Source organism: Micromonospora sp. NPDC048169 (assembly GCF_040652815.1).
GTDB lineage: Bacteria > Actinomycetota > Actinomycetes > Mycobacteriales > Micromonosporaceae > Micromonospora.
In genome coordinates this window covers 193,429-210,495 of record NZ_JBEZMS010000007.1, presented here as the reverse complement: position 1 = coordinate 210,495, position 17,067 = coordinate 193,429, and the positions used below count along the sequence as shown (strand labels likewise).

Sequence of the window (17,067 nt, the reverse complement as noted above, 5' to 3'; positions counted from 1 at the left end):
TGCACACCGTGCGGGACCAGCTTGTCGCCCTGCTGCACGGTGGCCGAGACCGGCTTGGCCGCGTGGGTGGTGTCCGCCGCGTGGGCCGCGACCGGACCGGCGAACACGCCACCGGTGAAAGCCAGACCAGCGATACCCAGGACGCTCTTACGCAGGATCGTGTTCATGAGGGGGCTCCATTCGGGGGTCGACGCACCCGGGGGGGCACGTGGCACCGTCAGGCGCTCAAAAAGTCTCGGGGGGAACCGGCTGCTCGCGGGGCAGGGGGTGCCACGTCGCGGCGCCGGAACCATGTCCAACGACCGGCAGCCCGGGATGATTCCCGGACCTTCACGGATACCGCCCCGCCTGGGGCGAGCCCTTACTCGGTCGTTCACCCGGTTACAACGCCACCGACCCGCCGACGATTCCACCCCCAGAGTGCCACCCACCACCCCCGAACCAGACACCCACCCCAAACCCCCAGCCCGCCCCCAGCACCGCGCCCTGCCACCTGTGATCAAGGACTTTGCGGCAGCTTTCTGCGCCAACGAGAACACAAACCCCTTGATCACCGGCGAAATCCCCCCGGGCACCCGCCGAGTGCGGTCGATCATGAGGCTGACGGCAGCTGGTGTCCGGTTTGTCGCCGCCAACCTCATGATCGACCGGGCTGGAGGCGGTCTCCGAGGACTGGGCGGCAGGGACGAGAAGCCGGCGAAGAAGAACGGGGACGAGAGCCGACCCCGGGAGGTCCTCCGCGCGATCTTGCAGTTTTGGCCTCTGGCATGCCCTGTTTGCGAGGTTTGTGGGGTACGCAAGTGCAAGATCGCGCGGGGCTGGAGGAGGAGGTCCGCGGTGACGGGGTGGGTGGGGCTCGGCGGCGCTGTTGGTTGCGCGCGCGGGGACGGTCAGGCGGCGGGCCAGTCCTGGGAGGCCAGACGCGGCGAGACCGCCCCGGGTGGGGCGGCCTCGAGCCAGGACAGGAATCCGGTGACAGTGGATCGCGCCATGGCGATCTCGATCGGGGCGTGGTGGCTGGTACAGCGCAGGATCACCCACTCGGCGGGCATCGACATGCACTCCTGCCCCTCGGGCAGCCGGCGGCGCTCGACCGCCAGCCCCTTGCGCGAGAGCACCCGCTTGGGACGCAGCGCGAAGCTGAACATGCGATACCAGCGGAGCTCGTCGCCCACGAAGCGACCGAACCCGGGTGACCAGCCACGACCGTCGAGGATCGTGTTGACCCGGACGCTCAGCCGGATGATGCCACCGCTACGGGTGAACAGGGCCCGCCGGATGAAGAGGATCAGAAGCGCGACGACGACGATCGCGAAGCCGATTCCGATCCCTTCGACGATCTCCATCGGCGGGTCGGCTCAGCGGGCCGGGGTGGCGGGGGTTGCGCTCTCGGCGAGGACTGTGACGCCCTCACCGGTCACCGACAGGAAGCCGCCGTCCACGTCGAACGCGATCTGCTGGCCACCGGCCTGCTTGATGCGTACCTGGCTGGGTTCGGCGAGCTGGCCGAGCAGCGGTGCGTGCCCTGGCAGCACACCGAGCTCACCCTCGGTCGTCCGCGCGACGACCATCTCGGCCTCGCCGGTCCAGACCTTCTCCTCGACGGCTACGAGCTCGACGTGAAGCTGCTGTGCCACGCTGTCTCCTTGCTGCGGCGGCGGATTGCCGAAAGTCTAGTCGCGCCCCCGCAGCCCACCCAACGCGGGTGGTGAGAGCCCTGCCACCACGGCCCCGCACCCGCTCAGGCTACTTGGTCTTCTGGATGAAGTCGGGGTGCTCCAGCAGGAACGCGTCGAGCTGTTCGGTGCGCAGCGCGGTGAAGAAGTCCTCCGCCGGTTCGAGCAGTTCCTCGCCCCGGTAGTTGCCGCCGGTGCCGATCGAGCCGCCCGGCAGCTTGATCGTCTCGATCGCGTCGGGGCGGATGTCCTTCAGGGCCAGCCCGAAGTCCACCACGCTGTTGCCCCGGCCGTTGAACACCAGTGACTTCCCGGCGGCGCGCAGCACCCGGTCCAGCTTGACCGGGTTGGTCACCACGTCGGCGCTGAACGCCTGGCTCGCCATCGCCTTGACGAACTGCTGCTGGTGCCGCTGCCGGCCGTAGTCGCCGTCCGGCACGCCGTTCTTGGGGTAGCGCTGCCGGACGTAGTCCAGCGCCTGCCAGCCCTTGAGGTGGGCGTTGCCCTTCTTGTACACCGCCTGCGGTCCGAGGTAGCCCCCGCCGCCGGGCCTGAGCTGGCGCGGCGTGCCGTCCGGCTGGAGGTGCTCGGAGCGCACCTCCCGCTCGATGTACATGTCGACACCGCCCATGGCGTCGACGATCTTCTTGAAACCGCTGAAGTTGATGATCGCCCCGGCGTCGAAGCGCTTGATGCCGGTGACGCCCTGCACGGTCTTGGCGAGCAACTCGAAGCCCTGAACGGTGCTGGGGTTCTGGCCCGGCACGTTGCTGCCGTGCGACATGGCCGCGTTGAGCCGGTCGTTGGCACCGGCGTACTCGGCCTTGGGGAACGCCGGAATGTCCACCCGCAGGTCGCGTGGGAGCGAGAAGAGATAGCCGCGGTCCATGCTGGCGGGCACGTGCAGCACCATGATCGAGTCGGCCAGTGGCCGGGCGGTGGACGTCCGCGGGTCCACGCCGACGAGCAGGATGTTGAGTGGCCCCTTGATGTCGCTCTTCTTCTCGTTGGCGCCGGCGGCCTGGTCGCCGAAGAGGTCGGCCTTGCCCACCGATCCCTCGTAGCGGGCGACCAGGGCACGTGAGCCGATCAGCACGGAGCCGCTGAGCACCACCATGACGATGCCGAGGATGGTGCAGACGCGGGCCCACCGGGGCACGCCGCGCCACATGGACCGCTTGCCGCGATCCGTGCCGCCCTTACCGCCCACGAGCATCTCCAATCGTCGCGCCCTCGGGTAGGAAGACGGGCACGGGGGTCCGTTTGGTTGCAGAGATCAACGGCCGGGATGTGAAGTCGTGTCAGAAACGGTAGCGCGTGATCCGGCGAACCGCTTGCCGGAGAAGCGGGCATCTGATAGAGCGCTGCGCCGAACAGGCGAGGGCCGCCCCGGCTTCCGCCGGGACGGCCCTCGTGGGTGTGAGCGGGCTCTCAGCCCTCCTCGCCCATCAGCTCCTTGGCCTTGGCCCGGAGGTCGTCCAGGCCGCCGCACATGAAGAACGCCTGCTCCGGGAAGTGGTCGAACTCCCCCTCGCTGATCCGGCGGAAGGCGTCGATGGTCTCGGAGATCGGGACCGTCGAGCCGGGTACGCCGGTGAACTGCTCCGCCGCGTACGTGTTCTGCGAGAGGAACCGCTCGATCCGGCGGGCGCGCCCGACGGTGAGCTTGTCCTCCTCGGAGAGCTCCTCGATACCGAGGATGGCGATGATGTCCTGCAGGTCCTTGTAGCGCTGCAGGATCCGCTTCACCTCGGTGGCGACGGCGAAGTGCTCCTCGCCGACGAACTCCGGGGCGAGGATCCGGGACGAGGACGCCAGCGGGTCCACGGCCGGGTAGATGCCCTTGTCGGAGATCGACCGCTCCAGGTTGGTGGTCGCGTCGAGGTGGGCGAACGTGGTGGCCGGCGCCGGGTCGGTGTAGTCGTCGGCGGGCACGTAGATCGCCTGCATCGAGGTGATGGCCTGGCCCCGGACGGAGGTGATCCGCTCCTGGAGCTGGCCCATCTCGTCGGCCAGGGTCGGCTGGTAACCCACGGCGCTCGGCATGCGGCCGAGCAGCGTGGAGACCTCGGAACCGGCCTGGGTGAAGCGGAAGATGTTGTCGATGAAGAGCAGCACCTCCTGCTTCTTCACGTCACGGAAGTACTCCGCCATGGTGAGCGCGGACAGCGCGACCCGCAGCCGGGTGCCCGGCGGCTCGTCCATCTGGCCGTACACCAGGGCGGTCTTGTCGATGACGCCCGACTCGGTCATCTCGGCGATGAGGTCGTTGCCCTCGCGGGTGCGCTCACCCACGCCGGCGAAGACAGAGGTACCACCGAAGTTCCGGGCCACACGGGTGATCATCTCCTGGATGAGCACCGTCTTGCCCACGCCGGCACCGCCGAACAGGCCGATCTTGCCGCCCTTGACGTACGGGGCGAGCAGGTCGATGACCTTGATGCCGGTCTCCAGCATCTCGGTCTTCGGCTCCAGGTCCGCGAAGGCCGGTGCCTTGCGGTGGATGCCCCACCGGTCGTCGGCCTCGATGGTCTCGCCCTCGGTGAGGTTGAGGCACTCGCCGATCGCGTTGAAGACGTGGCCCTTGACCGCGTCACCCACCGGCACGCTGATCGGCGCCCCGGTGTCGCGCACGTCGGTGCCGCGGACCAGACCGTCGGTCGGCTGCATCGAGATGGCGCGGATCAGGTTGTCACCCAGGTGCTGGGCGACCTCCAGGGTCAGCGTCTTCTCACCGCCGGAGAGGGTCACGTCGACGTGCAGGGCGTTGAACAGCTCCGGCATGGCGTCGCGCGGGAACTCGGCGTCGACGACCGGGCCGATGACCCGGACCACGCGACCCGTGGCCGTCTTGGTCTCAACTGCGGATACAGTCATCACACTTCACTTCCCGACGCGGCCAGCGCGTTCGCGCCGCCGACGATCTCACTGATCTCCTGGGTGATCCCGGCCTGACGGGCCGAGTTCATCTCACGCGTGTACTTCTCGATCATCTCTTCGGCGTTGTCGGTGGCGCTCTTCATCGCCCGCCGACGGGCGGCCGACTCGCTGGCCGCCGACTCCAGCAACGCCGCGAAGATCCGCGTGTTGATGTACTTCGGCAGCAGGGCGTCGAGCAGCGACTCCGGCTCCGGCTCGAACTCGTACGCCGGCAGCGCGCCCTCGGACCGCGGCCGGTCCTCGACCTGCATCGGGCCGATGATCCGGGTCACCGGGTTCTGCGTCATCAGGGACTTGAACTCGGTGTAGACGATGTGCAGTTCGTCCACGCCGAGGATCCCGTCGGCACCGGCGTCCCCGTCCGTGTCGTCCGCGCCGGCGGTGAACGCCTTGATCAGCGTGTCACCGACCTCGCGGGCGTCGGCGAACGTCGGCTGCTCCGAGAAGCCGGTCCAGCTTCCCGCGATCTCCCGGCTGCGGAACCGGTAGTACGCCACGCCCTTGCGGCCGATGACGTAGAGCACCGGCTCCTTGCCGTCGGCGCGCAGCCGGGCGATGAGCGACTCGGCGGTCCGGATCGCGTTCGAGCTGTAGCCACCGGCCAGACCCCGGTCGGCCGTGACCAGCAGGACGCCCGCCCGCCGCACCCGCTCGCGCGAGGTGAGCAGCGGGTGGTCGATCCGCGCGTTCGAGGCCAGCGCCGTCAGCACGCCGGTGATCGCCTCGGCGTACGGCAGCGAGGCCGCCACCTTGGCCTGGGCCTTGGCGATGCGGCTCGTCGCGACGAGCTCCATCGCCTTGGTGATCTTCTTCATCCCCTTGGCGGAACGGATCCGCTGCCGGAGAACGCGTACCTGGGCGGCCATCGGATCAGCTCTCGGCCGGGCGGTCGGCGCCGTCGCGCAGGCGGGTCACCGTCTCGCGGGACTGCTCACCCTCCAGCGGCTTGGCCGGCGCCTCGTTGATCCGGACCTCCTCCTCCTTGCCCAGGAAGAGCTGCTTGAACTCGGTGATCGCCGAGTCGAGCGAGGAGATGATGTCGTCGCCCCACTTGTGGTCCGCGATCGAGGCCAGGACACCCTCGTGCTTGTGCCGGAGGTACTGCAGGAACTCCGACTCGAAGCGGCGCACCTCGCCGACCGGGACGTCGTCCAGCTTGCCCTCGGTGCCGGCCCAGACGGAGACGACCTGCTCCTGCACCGGGTACGGCGAGTAGTTCGGCTGCTTGAGCAGCTCGACCAGCCGGGAACCGCGGTCCAGCTGAGCCCGGGAGGCCCGGTCCAGGTCGGAGGCGAAGGCGGCGAACGCCTCCAGCTCGCGGTACTGGGCCAGGTTCAGCCGCAGCGAGCCGGCGACCTTCTTCATCGGCTTCACCTGCGCGGCGCCACCGACCCGGGAGACCGAGGTACCGACGTTGATGGCCGGCCGGACGCCCTGGTTGAACAGGTCGGTCTCCAGGAAGATCTGGCCGTCGGTGATGGAGATGACGTTGGTCGGGATGAACGCCGAGATGTCGTTCGCCTTGGTCTCGATGATCGGCAGGCCGGTCATCGAGCCGCCACCCAGCTCGTCGGAGAGCTTGGCGCAGCGCTCCAGCAGACGCGAGTGCAGGTAGAAGACGTCACCCGGGTAGGCCTCACGACCCGGCGGGCGGCGCAGCAGCAGCGACACGGCGCGGTACGCCTCGGCCTGCTTGCTCAGGTCGTCGAAGACGATCAGGACGTGCTTGCCGCCGTACATCCAGTGCTGCCCGATGGACGAGCCGGTGTAGGGCGCGAGGTACTTGAAGCCGGCCGGGTCGGAGGCCGGGGAGGCGACGATGGTGGTGTACTCCATCGCGCCCGCCTCCTCCAGCGTCCCCTTGATGGAGGCGATGGTGGAGGCCTTCTGGCCGATCGCGACGTAGATGCAGCGGACCTGCTTCTTCGGGTCGCCGGAGCGCCAGTTCTCGCGCTGGTTGAGGATGGTGTCCAGGGCGACGGTGGTCTTGCCCGTCTTCCGGTCACCGATGATCAGCTGACGCTGGCCGCGGCCGATCGGGGTCATCGCGTCGATGGCCTTGATGCCGGTCTGCAGCGGCTCGTCGACCGACTTGCGGGACATCACGTTCGGGGCCTGGAGCTCCAGCTCACGGTAGCCCTCGTTGGCGATGTCACCGAGGCCGTCGATGGGCTCGCCGAGCGCGTTCACCACGCGGCCGAGGAACGCGTCACCGATCGGCACCGAGAGCACCCGGCCGGTGCGCTTGACGCGCTGACCCTCTTCGATCCCGCCGAAGTCACCGAGGACGACGACACCGATCTCCCGGACGTCGAGGTTCAGCGCCACACCGAGCGTGCCGTCCTCGAACTCCAGGAGCTCGTTGGTCATGGTCGAGGGGAGGCCCTCGACGTGGGCGATGCCGTCACCGGCGTCGGCGACGGTGCCGACCTCCTCGCGGGAGACGTCGGCCGTGTAGGAAGAGACGTAGCGCTCCAGGGCGCCGCGGATCTCCTCCGTCGAGATGGTCAGCTCGGCCATCCTCTGCTTCCTTAAGTATCTCAGGGCCCGGGATACCTAGTACCGACCGGTCCGATGGCATCGAATCAGGGCTGCTAAGACGCTGGTCAGCGCTTCGCGAGCGCGTTGCGGGTCTCGTTGAGGCGACGCAGGACGGTGCCGTCGTACAGGTCGGAGCCGACCTGTACGCGCGCCCCGCCGAGCACGTCGGGGTCGACCGTCTGCTTGACGGAGACCTCCCGACCGTACATCTCCGAGAGGCGGGCACCGAGGCGTCGCTCCTCCTCCTCGGTCAGCGGAGCCGCCACGGTCACGTACGCGACCTGACGGTCCCGCCGGTCGGCGGCAAGCTCGACCAGCCGGGTGAGCGCACCGGTGAAGGAGCGTCCCCCGAAGCCGGCGAGCGCGGCCTCGACGAGGCTGACGGTCACCGGCTGGGCCTTGCCGGCGAGCAGCTGCCGGGCCAGTTCGGCCCGCCGCTCGACCGCGGCCATCGGGTCGGAGAGCGTGTTCGACAGCTCGGCGGAACCGGCGACGACCTGCCCGAAGCGGAACAGCTCGTCCTCGACCTCGCCCAGCTCGCCGGCCAGGTCGGCGCTGGCCAGCAGTGCCTCCACGCCCAGGCGCTCGACACCGTCGAGCAGCTCGGTCGGGGCCGACCAGCGGCCGGACACCATCGACGTGAGCAGGTCGAGCGCCTCCGCGCCGATCCGGCCGCGCAGCATGTCGCCGAGCAGACCGGAGCGGTCGGCGCCGGCCCGGGCCGGGTCGGAGAGCGCCCGGCGCAGCCGCGGCTCGCGCCGCAGCAGGGCGGCGACGGAGAGGATGTCGTCGGCGGTGGCAGCCACCGCCGACGGCTCCGCGCCGCGGACGTACGTGTCGAGGCGCTCGGCCCCGGCCCGGTACGACTCCCGGCTGGCGGCCTGCATCAGCGGGCCCCCGTGCTCTCGAGATTGCTCAGGAACCGGTCGACGGTGCCCTTGCGACGCGCCTCGTCGGCAAGCGACTCGCCGACGATCTTGCTGGCCAGGTCCACCGCGATGGTGCCCACCTCGGTGCGCAGCTCGCGCACGATGGTGGCCCGCTCCGCGGCGAGCTGCTCCTTGCCGGCGGCGATGATCCGGTCGGACTCCTCACGCGCCTTGGCGAGGATGTCCTGCCGGATGCCGTCGGCGTCGGCCCGCGCGTCGTCGCGGATCTTGGCGGCGTCGGTACGCGCCTCCGCGAGCTGGGCCCGGTACTGCTCGAGCAGCTGGTTCGCCTCGGCCTGAGCCGCCTCGGCGCGCTTGATGCCGCCCTCGATCGCGTCGACCCGCGCCTGGTACATCGCCTCCATGCGGGGCATGACGAACTTCAGCAGGACGAAGACGAGCAGGGCGAAGGAGATCGTTCCGACGACCATCTCCTGCCAGATCGGCAAGATCGGATTGTGCGCGCCTTCGGCGGCGAGATACATGTCAGACCTCCGGATCGGGGGAGCTCGCGTCAGCTAACGGCGAAGGCGAGCACCAGGCCGAACAGCGCCAGCGCCTCGACCAGGGCGAAGCCCAGCACCAGCCAGGTGCGGTTGTAGCCGGCCGACTCGGGCTGGCGGGCGCTCGACTGGATGTAGGCCGCGAATACCAGGGCCACACCGATACCGGGGCCGATGGCGGCGAGGCCGTAGCCGATGGTGTTGACGTTGCCACCGATCTCGGCAAGAACGTTCATTGCGGGTATTCCTCCTAGTTCACACGTGAGGGCTCACGTGTACGCGGTCGGTACCAGATGCTTGGCCGGGCCGGGTGCCCGCCGAGCCGGATCTCAGTGCTCGTCGGCCAGCGACGTGCCGATGTAGTTGGCGCTCAGCGTGACGAAGACGTATGCCTGCAGCACCGCCACCAGCGCCTCGAAGAAGGCCATCACGATCGCCATCGCGAAGGAGAAGACCGAGGTCGCCTGGACGAAGACGCTGCTCGACCCGAGCATCACGAAGCCGCCGACGGTGAAGACCAGCAGGAGCAGGTGGCCGGCGAACATGTTGGCGAAGAGCCGCAGTGCCAGGGTGACCGGCCGGACGACGAAGTTCTGCAGGAACTCGATCGGAATCAGCAGGAAGTGCATCGGCCACGGCACGCCGGGCAGGATGAGGCTCTGCTTGAGGTACTTCCCGAGGCCGTGCTTGCGGACGCCGACGTAGTTGTACATGACGTACGAGATGGCGGCGAGCACGATCGGGAACGCGATGTGCGAGTTCGGCGAGATCTGCAGGCCGGGCACGATGCTGAAGATGTTTGTCAGCAGGATGAAGCTGAACAGCACGGTGAGGTAGGGCGCGAAGCGGATGCCCGCGTTACCCATCTGCTCCCGGGCGATGTTGTCCCGGACGAGCCCGTAGACCGCCTCCGCCGCCCACTGGCCCTTGCCCGGCACCAGCTTCGGCTTCCGGTACGCGGCCACGAAGAAGATGATCAGCAGCGCGACGGCGATCCAGATCATGATGCTGAACTTGGTGACCCAGGGGCCGGCCACGTCCGGCGGGTAGAAATCCCCGACGCTGGGGGGCCAGGGAAGGTCCTGGGCGACGACCAGCTGTCCGCTCACCGTGTCATCCTCCGCACTCAACAGACCCGCGTGTGCCGGAACTCAGGCACTGAGCCTCTTCATGATCAGGTAGATCGCCCCGGCCGCGCCGAGCATCATGCCGACGGCGACCCCGATGCCGGCTGGCAGACCGAAGAACCGTTCCGCCAACCAGCCGAGGCCACCCCACACCAGAATGCCGGCGAGCAGGTAACCCACGACGGCGCCTGCCACACCCTCCGACGAGTGCTCGTCGGACTTGTGGGAGTGGGGGTCATCGGCCATGACGTGGCGAACAATATCAGCAGGGGCGCGCGGGGATGTGCGGCACCCCCCACACTGCGGGCAGCGTGCGGGCCGTACTGCGGGCGCGTCAACCTCGCGCCACGTTACTCCTGTCGCGCCCGTCAGGGCACCCGCCGTACCGGACACGATTCCGCAAAGTCACTCGCCGTCGTCACGCGGCTTGAAGGTGGGCAGCGGGGACCTCATCGCCCAGGTCAGGTGCGCTCCGGTCCACACCACCACCGCCGCGATGATGGCCACGCCCATGGCCGGCAGGCCGGGCCAGCCGGTGGCCGCCACGGCGGCCATCACCACGCCCAGGATCACGATCTTGGTGGCGTAGGTGACGAGCCCGACCGACATGATCATCCGAGGGTGGACGGCGTCCGCCCAGGCCACCGAGACGCTGGAGATCAGGTAGCTGACGATCACCAGCGCCACGCCGGCCGCGAACCCGGCCGCGCCGGTCGGGCCGCGCAGCAGCGCCGCCGCCGGCACCCCCACCACCGCGAGGGCCGCGCACGCCAGCAGCGGCAGCCGCAGGTGGTTCAGCCGGGACCGGATGGCGCCGGGCTCGCCCGCCCGTGGCGCCGTCATCGGGGGTACGCCGGGAAGGCGGCGACCAGCTCGGCGACCTCGCGGGCCATCCCGGTCAGCGCGTCGGCGCCGCCGGAGGCGCCCGGATCGGTGCGTACCGCGCGCGCGATCAGCCCCGCGATCCGGCGCATCTCGCCCTCCCGCATGCCCTGGGTGGTGACGCTCGGCGTACCCACCCGGATGCCGGAGGCCACCGACGGCGGCCGCGGGTCGTACGGGATGGCGTTCTTGTTGAGCGTGATGCCGGCGGCGTCGCAGCGGGCCTCGGCCTGCGCGCCGGTCACGCCGGTCTCCCGCAGGTCGAGCAGGGCCAGGTGGGTGTCGGTGCCGCCGGAGACCGGCGGCAGTCCCTCCGCGGCCAGCCCGTCGGCGAGCGCGCGGGAGTTGGCGACGACCTGGGCGGCGTACGTGCGGAACTCGGGCTGCGCGGCCTCGCGCAGCGCGACCGCCTTGGCGGCGACGGCGTGCATCAGCGGGCCGCCCTGGGTGAACGGGAAGACCGCCTTGTCGATCCGGGCCGCGAGCGGCTCACGGCAGAGGATCATGCCGCCGCGCGGGCCGCGCAGCACCTTGTGGGTGGTCGCGGTGACCACGTCGGCGTACGGCACCGGGGACGGGATCGCCCCGCCGGCCACCAGGCCGATGAAGTGCGCGGCGTCCACCATCAGGTACGCGTCGACCTCGTCGGCGATCTCCCGGAAGCGGGCGAAGTCGATCAGGCGCGGGTACGCCGTCGCGCCACAGATGATCATCTTCGGCCGGTGCGCCCGGGCCAGGTCGCGTACCTCGTCGTAGTCGATCAGTCCGGTGTCCGGCCGGACGGTGTAGCCGACCGGGTGGAACCACTTGCCGGAGAAGTTCACCCGGCTGCCGTGCGTCAGGTGCCCGCCGTGCGGCAGGTCCATCGCCAGCACCGTGTCGCCCGGCTGGATCAGGGCGGCGTACGCGGCCAGGTTGGCGCTCGCCCCGGAGTGCGGCTGGACGTTCGCGTGTTCGGCGTCGAACAGCTCCTTCGCCCGGGACACGGCCAGTTCCTCGGCCCGGTCCACCTCGGCGCAGCCACCGTAGTAGCGCCGGCCCGGATAGCCCTCGGCGTACTTGTTGGTGAGCGTGGAACCCAGCGCGGCCAGCACCGCGGGCGAGGTGAGGTTCTCGCTGGCGATCAGTTGCAGACCGCCGCGCAGCCGGTCCAGCTCCCCCAGCACCACCTCGGCGATCTCCGGGTCGACGGTACTGAGCTGCTGGAAGTCCGGCCCCCAGAAGGTGTCCCTCGCGTTCTCCACAGCGAAGGAGTCTACGGAGCCGCACACTGGATGCCGTGAGATGCCTCGTCACCGGTGCGACCGGCTACATCGGCGGACGCCTCGCGCCCCGGCTGCTGGCCGAGGGGCACTCCGTACGCTGCCTGGCCCGCACGGCCGGGCGGCTGCGCGACGTGCCGTGGGCGGCCGAGGCGGAGATCGTCGAGGGCGACCTGCGCCGGCCGGAGACGCTGCCGGCCGCGTTCGCCGGCGTGGAGGTGGCGTACTACCTGGTGCACTCGCTGGGCCAGCGCGGTTTCGAGGCGGCCGACCGGGAGGCGGCGACGAACTTCGCCGAGGCGGCGCGCGCCGCCGGCGTACGCCGGATCGTGTATCTCGGCGGGCCGGAGCCGGCGGAGCGCGACGGCCTGCCCTCGGCGCACCTGCGCTCCCGGGCGGAGGTCGCGCGGATCCTGCTGGACAGCGGGGTGCCGACGGCGGTGCTGCGCGCCGCCGTGATCATCGGGTCCGGCTCGGCCTCGTTCGAGATGCTGCGCTACCTGACCGAGCGGCTGCCGGCGATGGTCACCCCGCGCTGGGTGCGCAACCGGATCCAGCCGATCGCGGTCCGGGACGTGCTGCGTTACCTGGTCGGCTGCGCGCACCTGCCGGCCGACGTCAACCGGGCCTTCGACATCGGCGGCCCGGACGTGCTGACGTTCTCCGACATGATGCAGCGGTACGCCCGGGTGGCCGGACTGCGACCCCGGGTCATCCTGCCGGTCCGCCCGCTCACCCCGTCCCTGTCGTCGCACTGGGTCGGCCTGATCACGCCGGTGCCGAACGCGATCGCCCGGCCGCTGGTGGAGAGCCTGGTGCACGAGGCGGTGGCGCACGAGCACGACATCGCCGGGTACGTGCCGGACCCGCCGGGCGGGCTGACCGGCTTCGACCAGGCGGTCGAGCTGGCGCTCACAAAGGTGCGCGACGCGCAGGTGGAGACGCGCTGGTCGAACGCGAGCGGGCCGGACGCCCCCGCCGAGCCGCTGCCGTCGGACCCGCGCTGGTCGGGCGGCACCGCGTACACCGATGTGCGGCAGCGGACGGTGGACGCGCCGCCGACGGCGCTGTGGCGGGTCATCGAGGGCGTCGGCGGCGAGAACGGCTGGTACTCGTTCCCGCTCGCCTGGTCGGTGCGCGGCTGGATGGACCGGCTGGTCGGCGGCGTCGGGCTGCGCCGGGGCCGGCGCGACCCGCACCGGCTCCAGGTCGGCGAGGCGCTGGACTTCTGGCGGGTCGAGGAGATCGTCCCGGGTGAGCTGCTGCGGCTGCGCGCCGAGATGCGGTTGCCCGGCCGGGCCTGGCTGGAGATGCGCGCCGAGGCGGACGGCAACGGCGGCAGCCGCTACGTCCAGCGCGCCGTGTTCCTCCCGCGCGGGCTGCCCGGCCACCTCTACTGGGCCTCGGTGGCCCCGTTCCACGCCGTCGTCTTCGGCGGCATGGCCCGCAACATCGCCCGGGGCGCCGAACACCCGGCCGGTTAGGACGGAGAGCCGCTCGGCAGCGCGGGGCCGAGGAGCAGTCCCCCGTCGATGACGTACTCGGCGCCGGTGATGAAGGCGGCGTCCGGCGACGTGAGGAACAACAGCAGCGCGGTGACGTCGGCGGGCTGCCCGAGTCGCGGTACGGCGAATGGCTCGGGCGAGTAGAAGTCGGCGATCGGGGCGTCGCTGCCGGCCGCCGGCTCGGTGATGAACGGCGTGTCGACCACGCCGGGGTGGATCGCGTTGACGCGGATGTTGTCGCGGCCAAGCTCCAGCGCGGCGGTCCGGGTGAGCCCTCGTACCGCCCACTTGCCGGCGACGTAGGGCGCGTAGAAGGCGGTGCCGCCGAAGCCCATGGTGGAGCCGATGTTGACGATCGCTCCTCCGCCCGCGCGCCGCAGCGCCGGGGCAGCTGCCCTGATGCCGAGGAAGGTGCCGGTGAGGTTGACGTCGAGGATGCGCGCCCAGGTGGCCCGGTCGGTGGACTCGATGAGGGCCGGTGGGTTCTGCACCCCGGCGTTGTTGACCAGGATCGTGAGCGCGCCGAACGCCTTCTCGGTCTCCGCGACGGCGGCGGCCCACGACTCCTCCCGGGAGACGTCCAGGGAGACGAACCGTGCCCGGTGGCCCAGCTCGGCGGCGAGGCCGGCGCCCCGCTCGGCGTCGATCGCACCGATGACGACGTTTGCGCCTTCGGCGTGCAGGGCGCGAACGTGGCTGGCCCCCTGCCCGCCGGTGCCGCCGGTCACGAGAACTGTCTGATTGGCGAAGCGGGACATCGGATCCTCCGGTACGTGCGGTACGACAACCCGGGAAACGGGTGGTGAGTCAATTGACTCACCATTTCGAAGCTACGCCGCCGCACATGGTGAGTCAACCCACTCACCTCGCTACGATGGGCGCATGACCCCAGCGCCGTCGGCCTATCACCAGCGCGTGGCGGAGGAGAAGCGCGCGCTGATCGTGCAGGCCGCCACCGAGCTCTTCCTGGAGTTGGGCTACGACCGGGCCTCACTGGCACGCGTCGCCGCCGGCGCCGGCGTGTCGAAGGCGACGCTGTTCAAGCAGTTCCCGACGAAGGCGGCATTGTTCGACGCGATCGTCGTCGACTCGTGGGCCCGCAACGACGTCGCCGACGTGCCGCCCACCGGTGACCTGGCGGCCGGCTTGACGGTTCTCGGGCGGCACTACGCGACGCTGTTGAGCCGGCCGGAGATGACCGACCTGTTCCGCATCGTCATCGCCGAACTGCCGCGCTTCCCCGAACTGGCCAGAGCGCACTTCGCGCAGGGCAAACTGCCGTACTTCGAGTCCGTCCGGATCTACCTCTCGGCCGAACACGACGCGGGGGTCGCCGACGTCGCCGACCCGGAGATGGCCGCCACGCACTTCCTCGGGATGATCTCCAATTACCTGCTCTGGCCGCGCCTGGTCCTCCCGGACTGGACGGTCACCCCCGAGCGCACGGCAGCTGTCGTCGACGAAGCCGTCCGGACCATGGTCGCTCGGTACGGCAGGTCGACGAGCTGACTCTCAGTTGCCGGTGCGCGGGCTGGTGTGCTGGAAGGCCACGGCCTGGCCCGGCGGGACGAAGTCGCGTACCGGCTCGTCGCGCAGCGACCACGCCAGGATGCGGCCCACGGCGGCGATCTGCCGCTTCTGCACGCCACCACCGACCGCGTCCCGGGGATCGTCCGGGTTCGCGGCGATCGTCGCCACCGACAGCTGCGGGGTGAACGCCACGACCGTCTCGGTGGCGTTCCGCTCCGAGCTGCCGGTCTTGCCCGCCACCGGCCGGCGCAGGCCCGGGGCCAACTCCTCGGCCGTGCCGCCGTCGCAGCGCCGGTACATCGACTGGTCGCCGACCGGGCAGCGGCTGGCGTCGGCCGCCGCGCGGGCCACCTCGGTGTCCAGCACCTGCCGGCAGTCGGCGTTCCCGGCCGCGACCCTGCGGCCGGAGGGGTCGGTGATCGAGGTGACCGGCGTGGGCCGGCACCACGTGCCCTCGGCGGCCACCGCGGCGTACGCGCCGGCCAGGTCCAGCGGCGTGGTGGCGGAGACGCCGAGCGTGAACGGCCCCCAGCTCTTGGCACCCTCGCGGGCCATCCGGGCATCCGCCGGAGCGCGGAACACGATGCCCAGCCGCTGGGCCATCTCGACCACCCGGTCCGCGCCGACGCGCTCGGTCAGCCAGGCGAAGTACGTGTTCACCGAGCGCCCGAACGCGTCCCACATGTCCCGGTCGCCGTCCATCCAGGAGGCGTTGGCGTTCTCCGGGCACCACCGGCCGCCGCAGCTCGCCGGGCCGGCGCCGACCGGGTACTGCGTCACGTAGACGCGCGGGGCGTCGAACTCGGTGTCCAGCGGCAGCCCGGACTCCAGCGCGGCCAGCAGCGCGAACAGCTTGAACGTCGAGCCCGCCTGGTAGCCGGTGATGCCGCCACCGCCGGCCACGAGCTGGTTGACCGTGTTCGGGTAGTTCTGCTGCCCGTCCGGGTTGGCGGCCGCGCCGTAGGCGCGGTTCACCGCCATCGCCAGCACCCGGCCGGTACCCGGTTGCACCACGGCCGTCGGCGCCGCGCGGGCGATCGTCTCCGGGTAGATCTCCCGCACCTGCTCGCTCGCCTTGGCCTGCACGTCAGGGTCGAGCGAGGACACGATCTTCCAGCCGCCGCGGCGCAGTGTGCGCTGCCGTTCGTCGGCGGTCTCGCCGAACGCCGGCTGGGCGTTCCACCACTGCGTGAACCAGTCGCAGAAGAAGCCCCAGTCGTTGTGCTCGGCGGAGACCGCGGCGCAGTCGTTGGGGGTGGTGTTCGGCTTGAGGGCCAGTTCCGTCGCCTTCGCCGCCTCGGCGTCCGCCGCGCCGACCCGGCCGGTCTCCACCATCCGGTCCAGCACGTACGCCCGGCGCTGCCGGGCCGAGTCGGCGTCGCCGCTGATCGGGTCGTCGGCCGGGGAGCGGACCAGCCCGGCGAGCAGCGCGGCCTGGGCCAGCGTGAGCCGGTCCGGCGTGGTGGAGAAGTAGCGCTTGCTGGCGGCGGCGATCCCGTACGCCCCGGCGCCGAAGTACGCGATGTTCAGGTAGCGCCCGAGGATCTCGTCCTTGCCGACCTGCCGTTCCAGCGTCAGCGCGTACCGCATCTCGCGGATCTTGCGACCGACGGTGATCTCGGTGGCGGCGGCGCGCTGCTCCTCGGTCAGCCGGGGGTCACCGGCCAGCGCGTTGCGCACGTACTGCATGGTCAGCGTGGAGGCGCCCTGGCGGGTGCCCTCGCGGCGGTTGGCGGTGAACGCCCGCGCCACGCCGCGCACGTCCACGCCGTGGTGCTCGTAGAAGCGCACGTCCTCGGCGGCCACGATGGCGTCGCGCATCACCGGTGCCACCTCGCCGACCGGCACGTCCACCCGGTCCTCGACGTAGAACGAGGTGATCAGCGTCCGCCCGTCGCTCGCGTACAGGTTGGAGCGCTGCGCCGGCTGCGGCGTCCTGAGCGCCTCCGGCAGCGCCGTGTACGGCATCAGGTTCTTCACGCCCAGCCCGAAGACGAGCGCGGCCGGCAGTGCGGCGGCGGCCAGGGCCAGTCCGGCGAGCACGCCGGCCAGCACAACGGTGAACAGCTTGTCGAGATAGGCCCGGTTCATCAGCTCTCCCCGCAGGAGCCGGCCGTACGGACCCGTTCAGAATGGCCCGAATGTGCGCTTTGGCCGCCACCTTCCGAGAAA

17 protein-coding genes are annotated in these 17,067 nt (G+C 70.7%); 2 read left to right on the top strand and 15 right to left on the bottom strand.

The annotated features are described in order from the left end of the window. Positions 1–890 precede the first annotated feature (890 nt). From AB0D28_RS09425 to glyA, 13 genes are all read right to left on the bottom strand, one after another. Positions 891–1,346, bottom strand: coding sequence for a DUF2550 domain-containing protein (locus AB0D28_RS09425; protein WP_357383913.1), 456 nt, complete (start codon positions 1,344–1,346; stop codon positions 891–893). 12 nt (positions 1,347–1,358) lie between these two features. Then, a complete protein-coding gene (locus AB0D28_RS09420) occupies positions 1,359–1,637 on the bottom strand; it encodes a F0F1 ATP synthase subunit epsilon (protein ID WP_357383911.1) in 279 nt (92 codons plus the stop codon). A 109-nt stretch (positions 1,638–1,746) separates the two neighbouring features. Continuing rightward, positions 1,747–2,892, bottom strand: a complete 1,146-nt coding sequence (locus AB0D28_RS09415; RefSeq protein ID WP_357383932.1) for an LCP family protein — start codon at positions 2,890–2,892, stop codon at positions 1,747–1,749. A gap of 215 nt (positions 2,893–3,107) precedes the next feature. Next, positions 3,108–4,553 carry a F0F1 ATP synthase subunit beta gene (gene atpD, locus AB0D28_RS09410; RefSeq protein ID WP_357383909.1) on the bottom strand — a complete coding sequence of 482 codons (1,446 nt, stop codon included), beginning with the start codon at positions 4,551–4,553 and terminating at the stop codon, positions 3,108–3,110. Beyond that, entirely contained in the window at positions 4,553–5,482 is a 930-nt protein-coding gene (locus AB0D28_RS09405) for a F0F1 ATP synthase subunit gamma (protein WP_354871302.1), read from the bottom strand. The genes atpD and AB0D28_RS09405 overlap by 1 nt, the downstream gene beginning before the upstream one ends. 4 nt (positions 5,483–5,486) lie before the next feature. Then, a complete protein-coding gene (gene atpA, locus AB0D28_RS09400) occupies positions 5,487–7,136 on the bottom strand; it encodes a F0F1 ATP synthase subunit alpha (RefSeq protein ID WP_357383906.1) in 1,650 nt (549 codons plus the stop codon). Between the two features lie 86 nt (positions 7,137–7,222). After that, positions 7,223–8,044 (bottom strand): F0F1 ATP synthase subunit delta, encoded by an 822-nt coding sequence (locus AB0D28_RS09395; protein WP_357383904.1) that lies wholly within the window; start codon positions 8,042–8,044, stop codon positions 7,223–7,225. After that, positions 8,044–8,571, bottom strand: a complete 528-nt coding sequence (locus AB0D28_RS09390) for a F0F1 ATP synthase subunit B (RefSeq protein ID WP_357383902.1) — start codon at positions 8,569–8,571, stop codon at positions 8,044–8,046. Before AB0D28_RS09390 ends, AB0D28_RS09395 begins: the two co-directional genes overlap by 1 nt. A 29-nt stretch (positions 8,572–8,600) precedes the next feature. Continuing rightward, a complete protein-coding gene (gene atpE / locus AB0D28_RS09385; RefSeq protein ID WP_018789141.1) occupies positions 8,601–8,825 on the bottom strand; it encodes an ATP synthase F0 subunit C in 225 nt (74 codons plus the stop codon). A 93-nt stretch (positions 8,826–8,918) separates the two neighbouring features. Further along, positions 8,919–9,698 carry a F0F1 ATP synthase subunit A gene (gene atpB, locus AB0D28_RS09380; RefSeq protein WP_043328655.1) on the bottom strand — a complete coding sequence of 260 codons (780 nt, stop codon included), beginning with the start codon at positions 9,696–9,698 and terminating at the stop codon, positions 8,919–8,921. A 42-nt stretch (positions 9,699–9,740) separates the two neighbouring features. Next, entirely contained in the window at positions 9,741–9,962 is a 222-nt protein-coding gene (locus AB0D28_RS09375; protein ID WP_269704359.1) for a hypothetical protein, read from the bottom strand. 159 nt (positions 9,963–10,121) lie between these two features. After that, positions 10,122–10,559 carry a hypothetical protein gene (locus tag AB0D28_RS09370; protein ID WP_357383899.1) on the bottom strand — a complete coding sequence of 146 codons (438 nt, stop codon included), beginning with the start codon at positions 10,557–10,559 and terminating at the stop codon, positions 10,122–10,124. Then, positions 10,556–11,842, bottom strand: coding sequence for a serine hydroxymethyltransferase (gene glyA / locus AB0D28_RS09365; RefSeq protein WP_357383897.1), 1,287 nt, complete (start codon positions 11,840–11,842; stop codon positions 10,556–10,558). The genes AB0D28_RS09370 and glyA overlap by 4 nt, the downstream gene beginning before the upstream one ends. A 35-nt stretch (positions 11,843–11,877) precedes the next feature. On the opposite strand from glyA, the gene AB0D28_RS09360 reads away from it, so the two are divergent. Next, positions 11,878–13,344: an SDR family oxidoreductase gene (locus AB0D28_RS09360; RefSeq protein WP_357383895.1), complete on the top strand. Its 1,467-nt coding sequence runs from the start codon at positions 11,878–11,880 to the stop codon at positions 13,342–13,344. On the opposite strand, the gene AB0D28_RS09355 is transcribed toward AB0D28_RS09360, so the two are convergent. Then, complete coding sequence (locus AB0D28_RS09355; protein WP_357383893.1) at positions 13,341–14,123, bottom strand: SDR family oxidoreductase; 783 nt, start codon at positions 14,121–14,123, stop codon at positions 13,341–13,343. The two genes, AB0D28_RS09360 and AB0D28_RS09355, sit on opposite strands and share 4 nt — an antisense overlap. A gap of 124 nt (positions 14,124–14,247) precedes the next feature. Between AB0D28_RS09355 and AB0D28_RS09350 the strand changes: the two genes are divergently transcribed. Further along, complete coding sequence (locus tag AB0D28_RS09350; RefSeq protein ID WP_357383891.1) at positions 14,248–14,874, top strand: TetR/AcrR family transcriptional regulator; 627 nt, start codon at positions 14,248–14,250, stop codon at positions 14,872–14,874. A 3-nt stretch (positions 14,875–14,877) separates the two neighbouring features. Here AB0D28_RS09350 and AB0D28_RS09345 read toward each other — a convergent pair whose 3' ends face one another. Then, positions 14,878–16,986 (bottom strand): transglycosylase domain-containing protein, encoded by a 2,109-nt coding sequence (locus tag AB0D28_RS09345; RefSeq protein ID WP_357383889.1) that lies wholly within the window; start codon positions 16,984–16,986, stop codon positions 14,878–14,880. Positions 16,987–17,067 lie beyond the last annotated feature (81 nt).

Bases quoted from the DNA above. Each gene is read 5' to 3' on its own strand.
- AB0D28_RS09405 (WP_354871302.1), bottom strand. From the start codon at position 5,482: ATGGCCGCCCAGGTACGCGTTCTCCGGCAGCGGATCCGTTCCGCCAAG.
- AB0D28_RS09415 (WP_357383932.1), bottom strand. From the start codon at position 2,892: ATGCTCGTGGGCGGTAAGGGCGGCACGGATCGCGGCAAGCGGTCCATG.
- AB0D28_RS09425 (WP_357383913.1), bottom strand. From the start codon at position 1,346: ATGGAGATCGTCGAAGGGATCGGAATCGGCTTCGCGATCGTCGTCGTC.
- atpA (WP_357383906.1), bottom strand. From the start codon at position 7,136: ATGGCCGAGCTGACCATCTCGACGGAGGAGATCCGCGGCGCCCTGGAG.
- AB0D28_RS09350 (WP_357383891.1), top strand. From the start codon at position 14,248: ATGACCCCAGCGCCGTCGGCCTATCACCAGCGCGTGGCGGAGGAGAAG.
- AB0D28_RS09395 (WP_357383904.1), bottom strand. From the start codon at position 8,044: ATGCAGGCCGCCAGCCGGGAGTCGTACCGGGCCGGGGCCGAGCGCCTC.
- AB0D28_RS09375 (WP_269704359.1), bottom strand. From the start codon at position 9,962: ATGGCCGATGACCCCCACTCCCACAAGTCCGACGAGCACTCGTCGGAG.
- AB0D28_RS09370 (WP_357383899.1), bottom strand. From the start codon at position 10,559: ATGACGGCGCCACGGGCGGGCGAGCCCGGCGCCATCCGGTCCCGGCTG.
- atpD (WP_357383909.1), bottom strand. From the start codon at position 4,553: ATGACTGTATCCGCAGTTGAGACCAAGACGGCCACGGGTCGCGTGGTC.
- atpE (WP_018789141.1), bottom strand. From the start codon at position 8,825: ATGAACGTTCTTGCCGAGATCGGTGGCAACGTCAACACCATCGGCTAC.
- AB0D28_RS09355 (WP_357383893.1), bottom strand. From the start codon at position 14,123: ATGTCCCGCTTCGCCAATCAGACAGTTCTCGTGACCGGCGGCACCGGC.
- AB0D28_RS09345 (WP_357383889.1), bottom strand. From the start codon at position 16,986: ATGAACCGGGCCTATCTCGACAAGCTGTTCACCGTTGTGCTGGCCGGC.
- AB0D28_RS09390 (WP_357383902.1), bottom strand. From the start codon at position 8,571: ATGTATCTCGCCGCCGAAGGCGCGCACAATCCGATCTTGCCGATCTGG.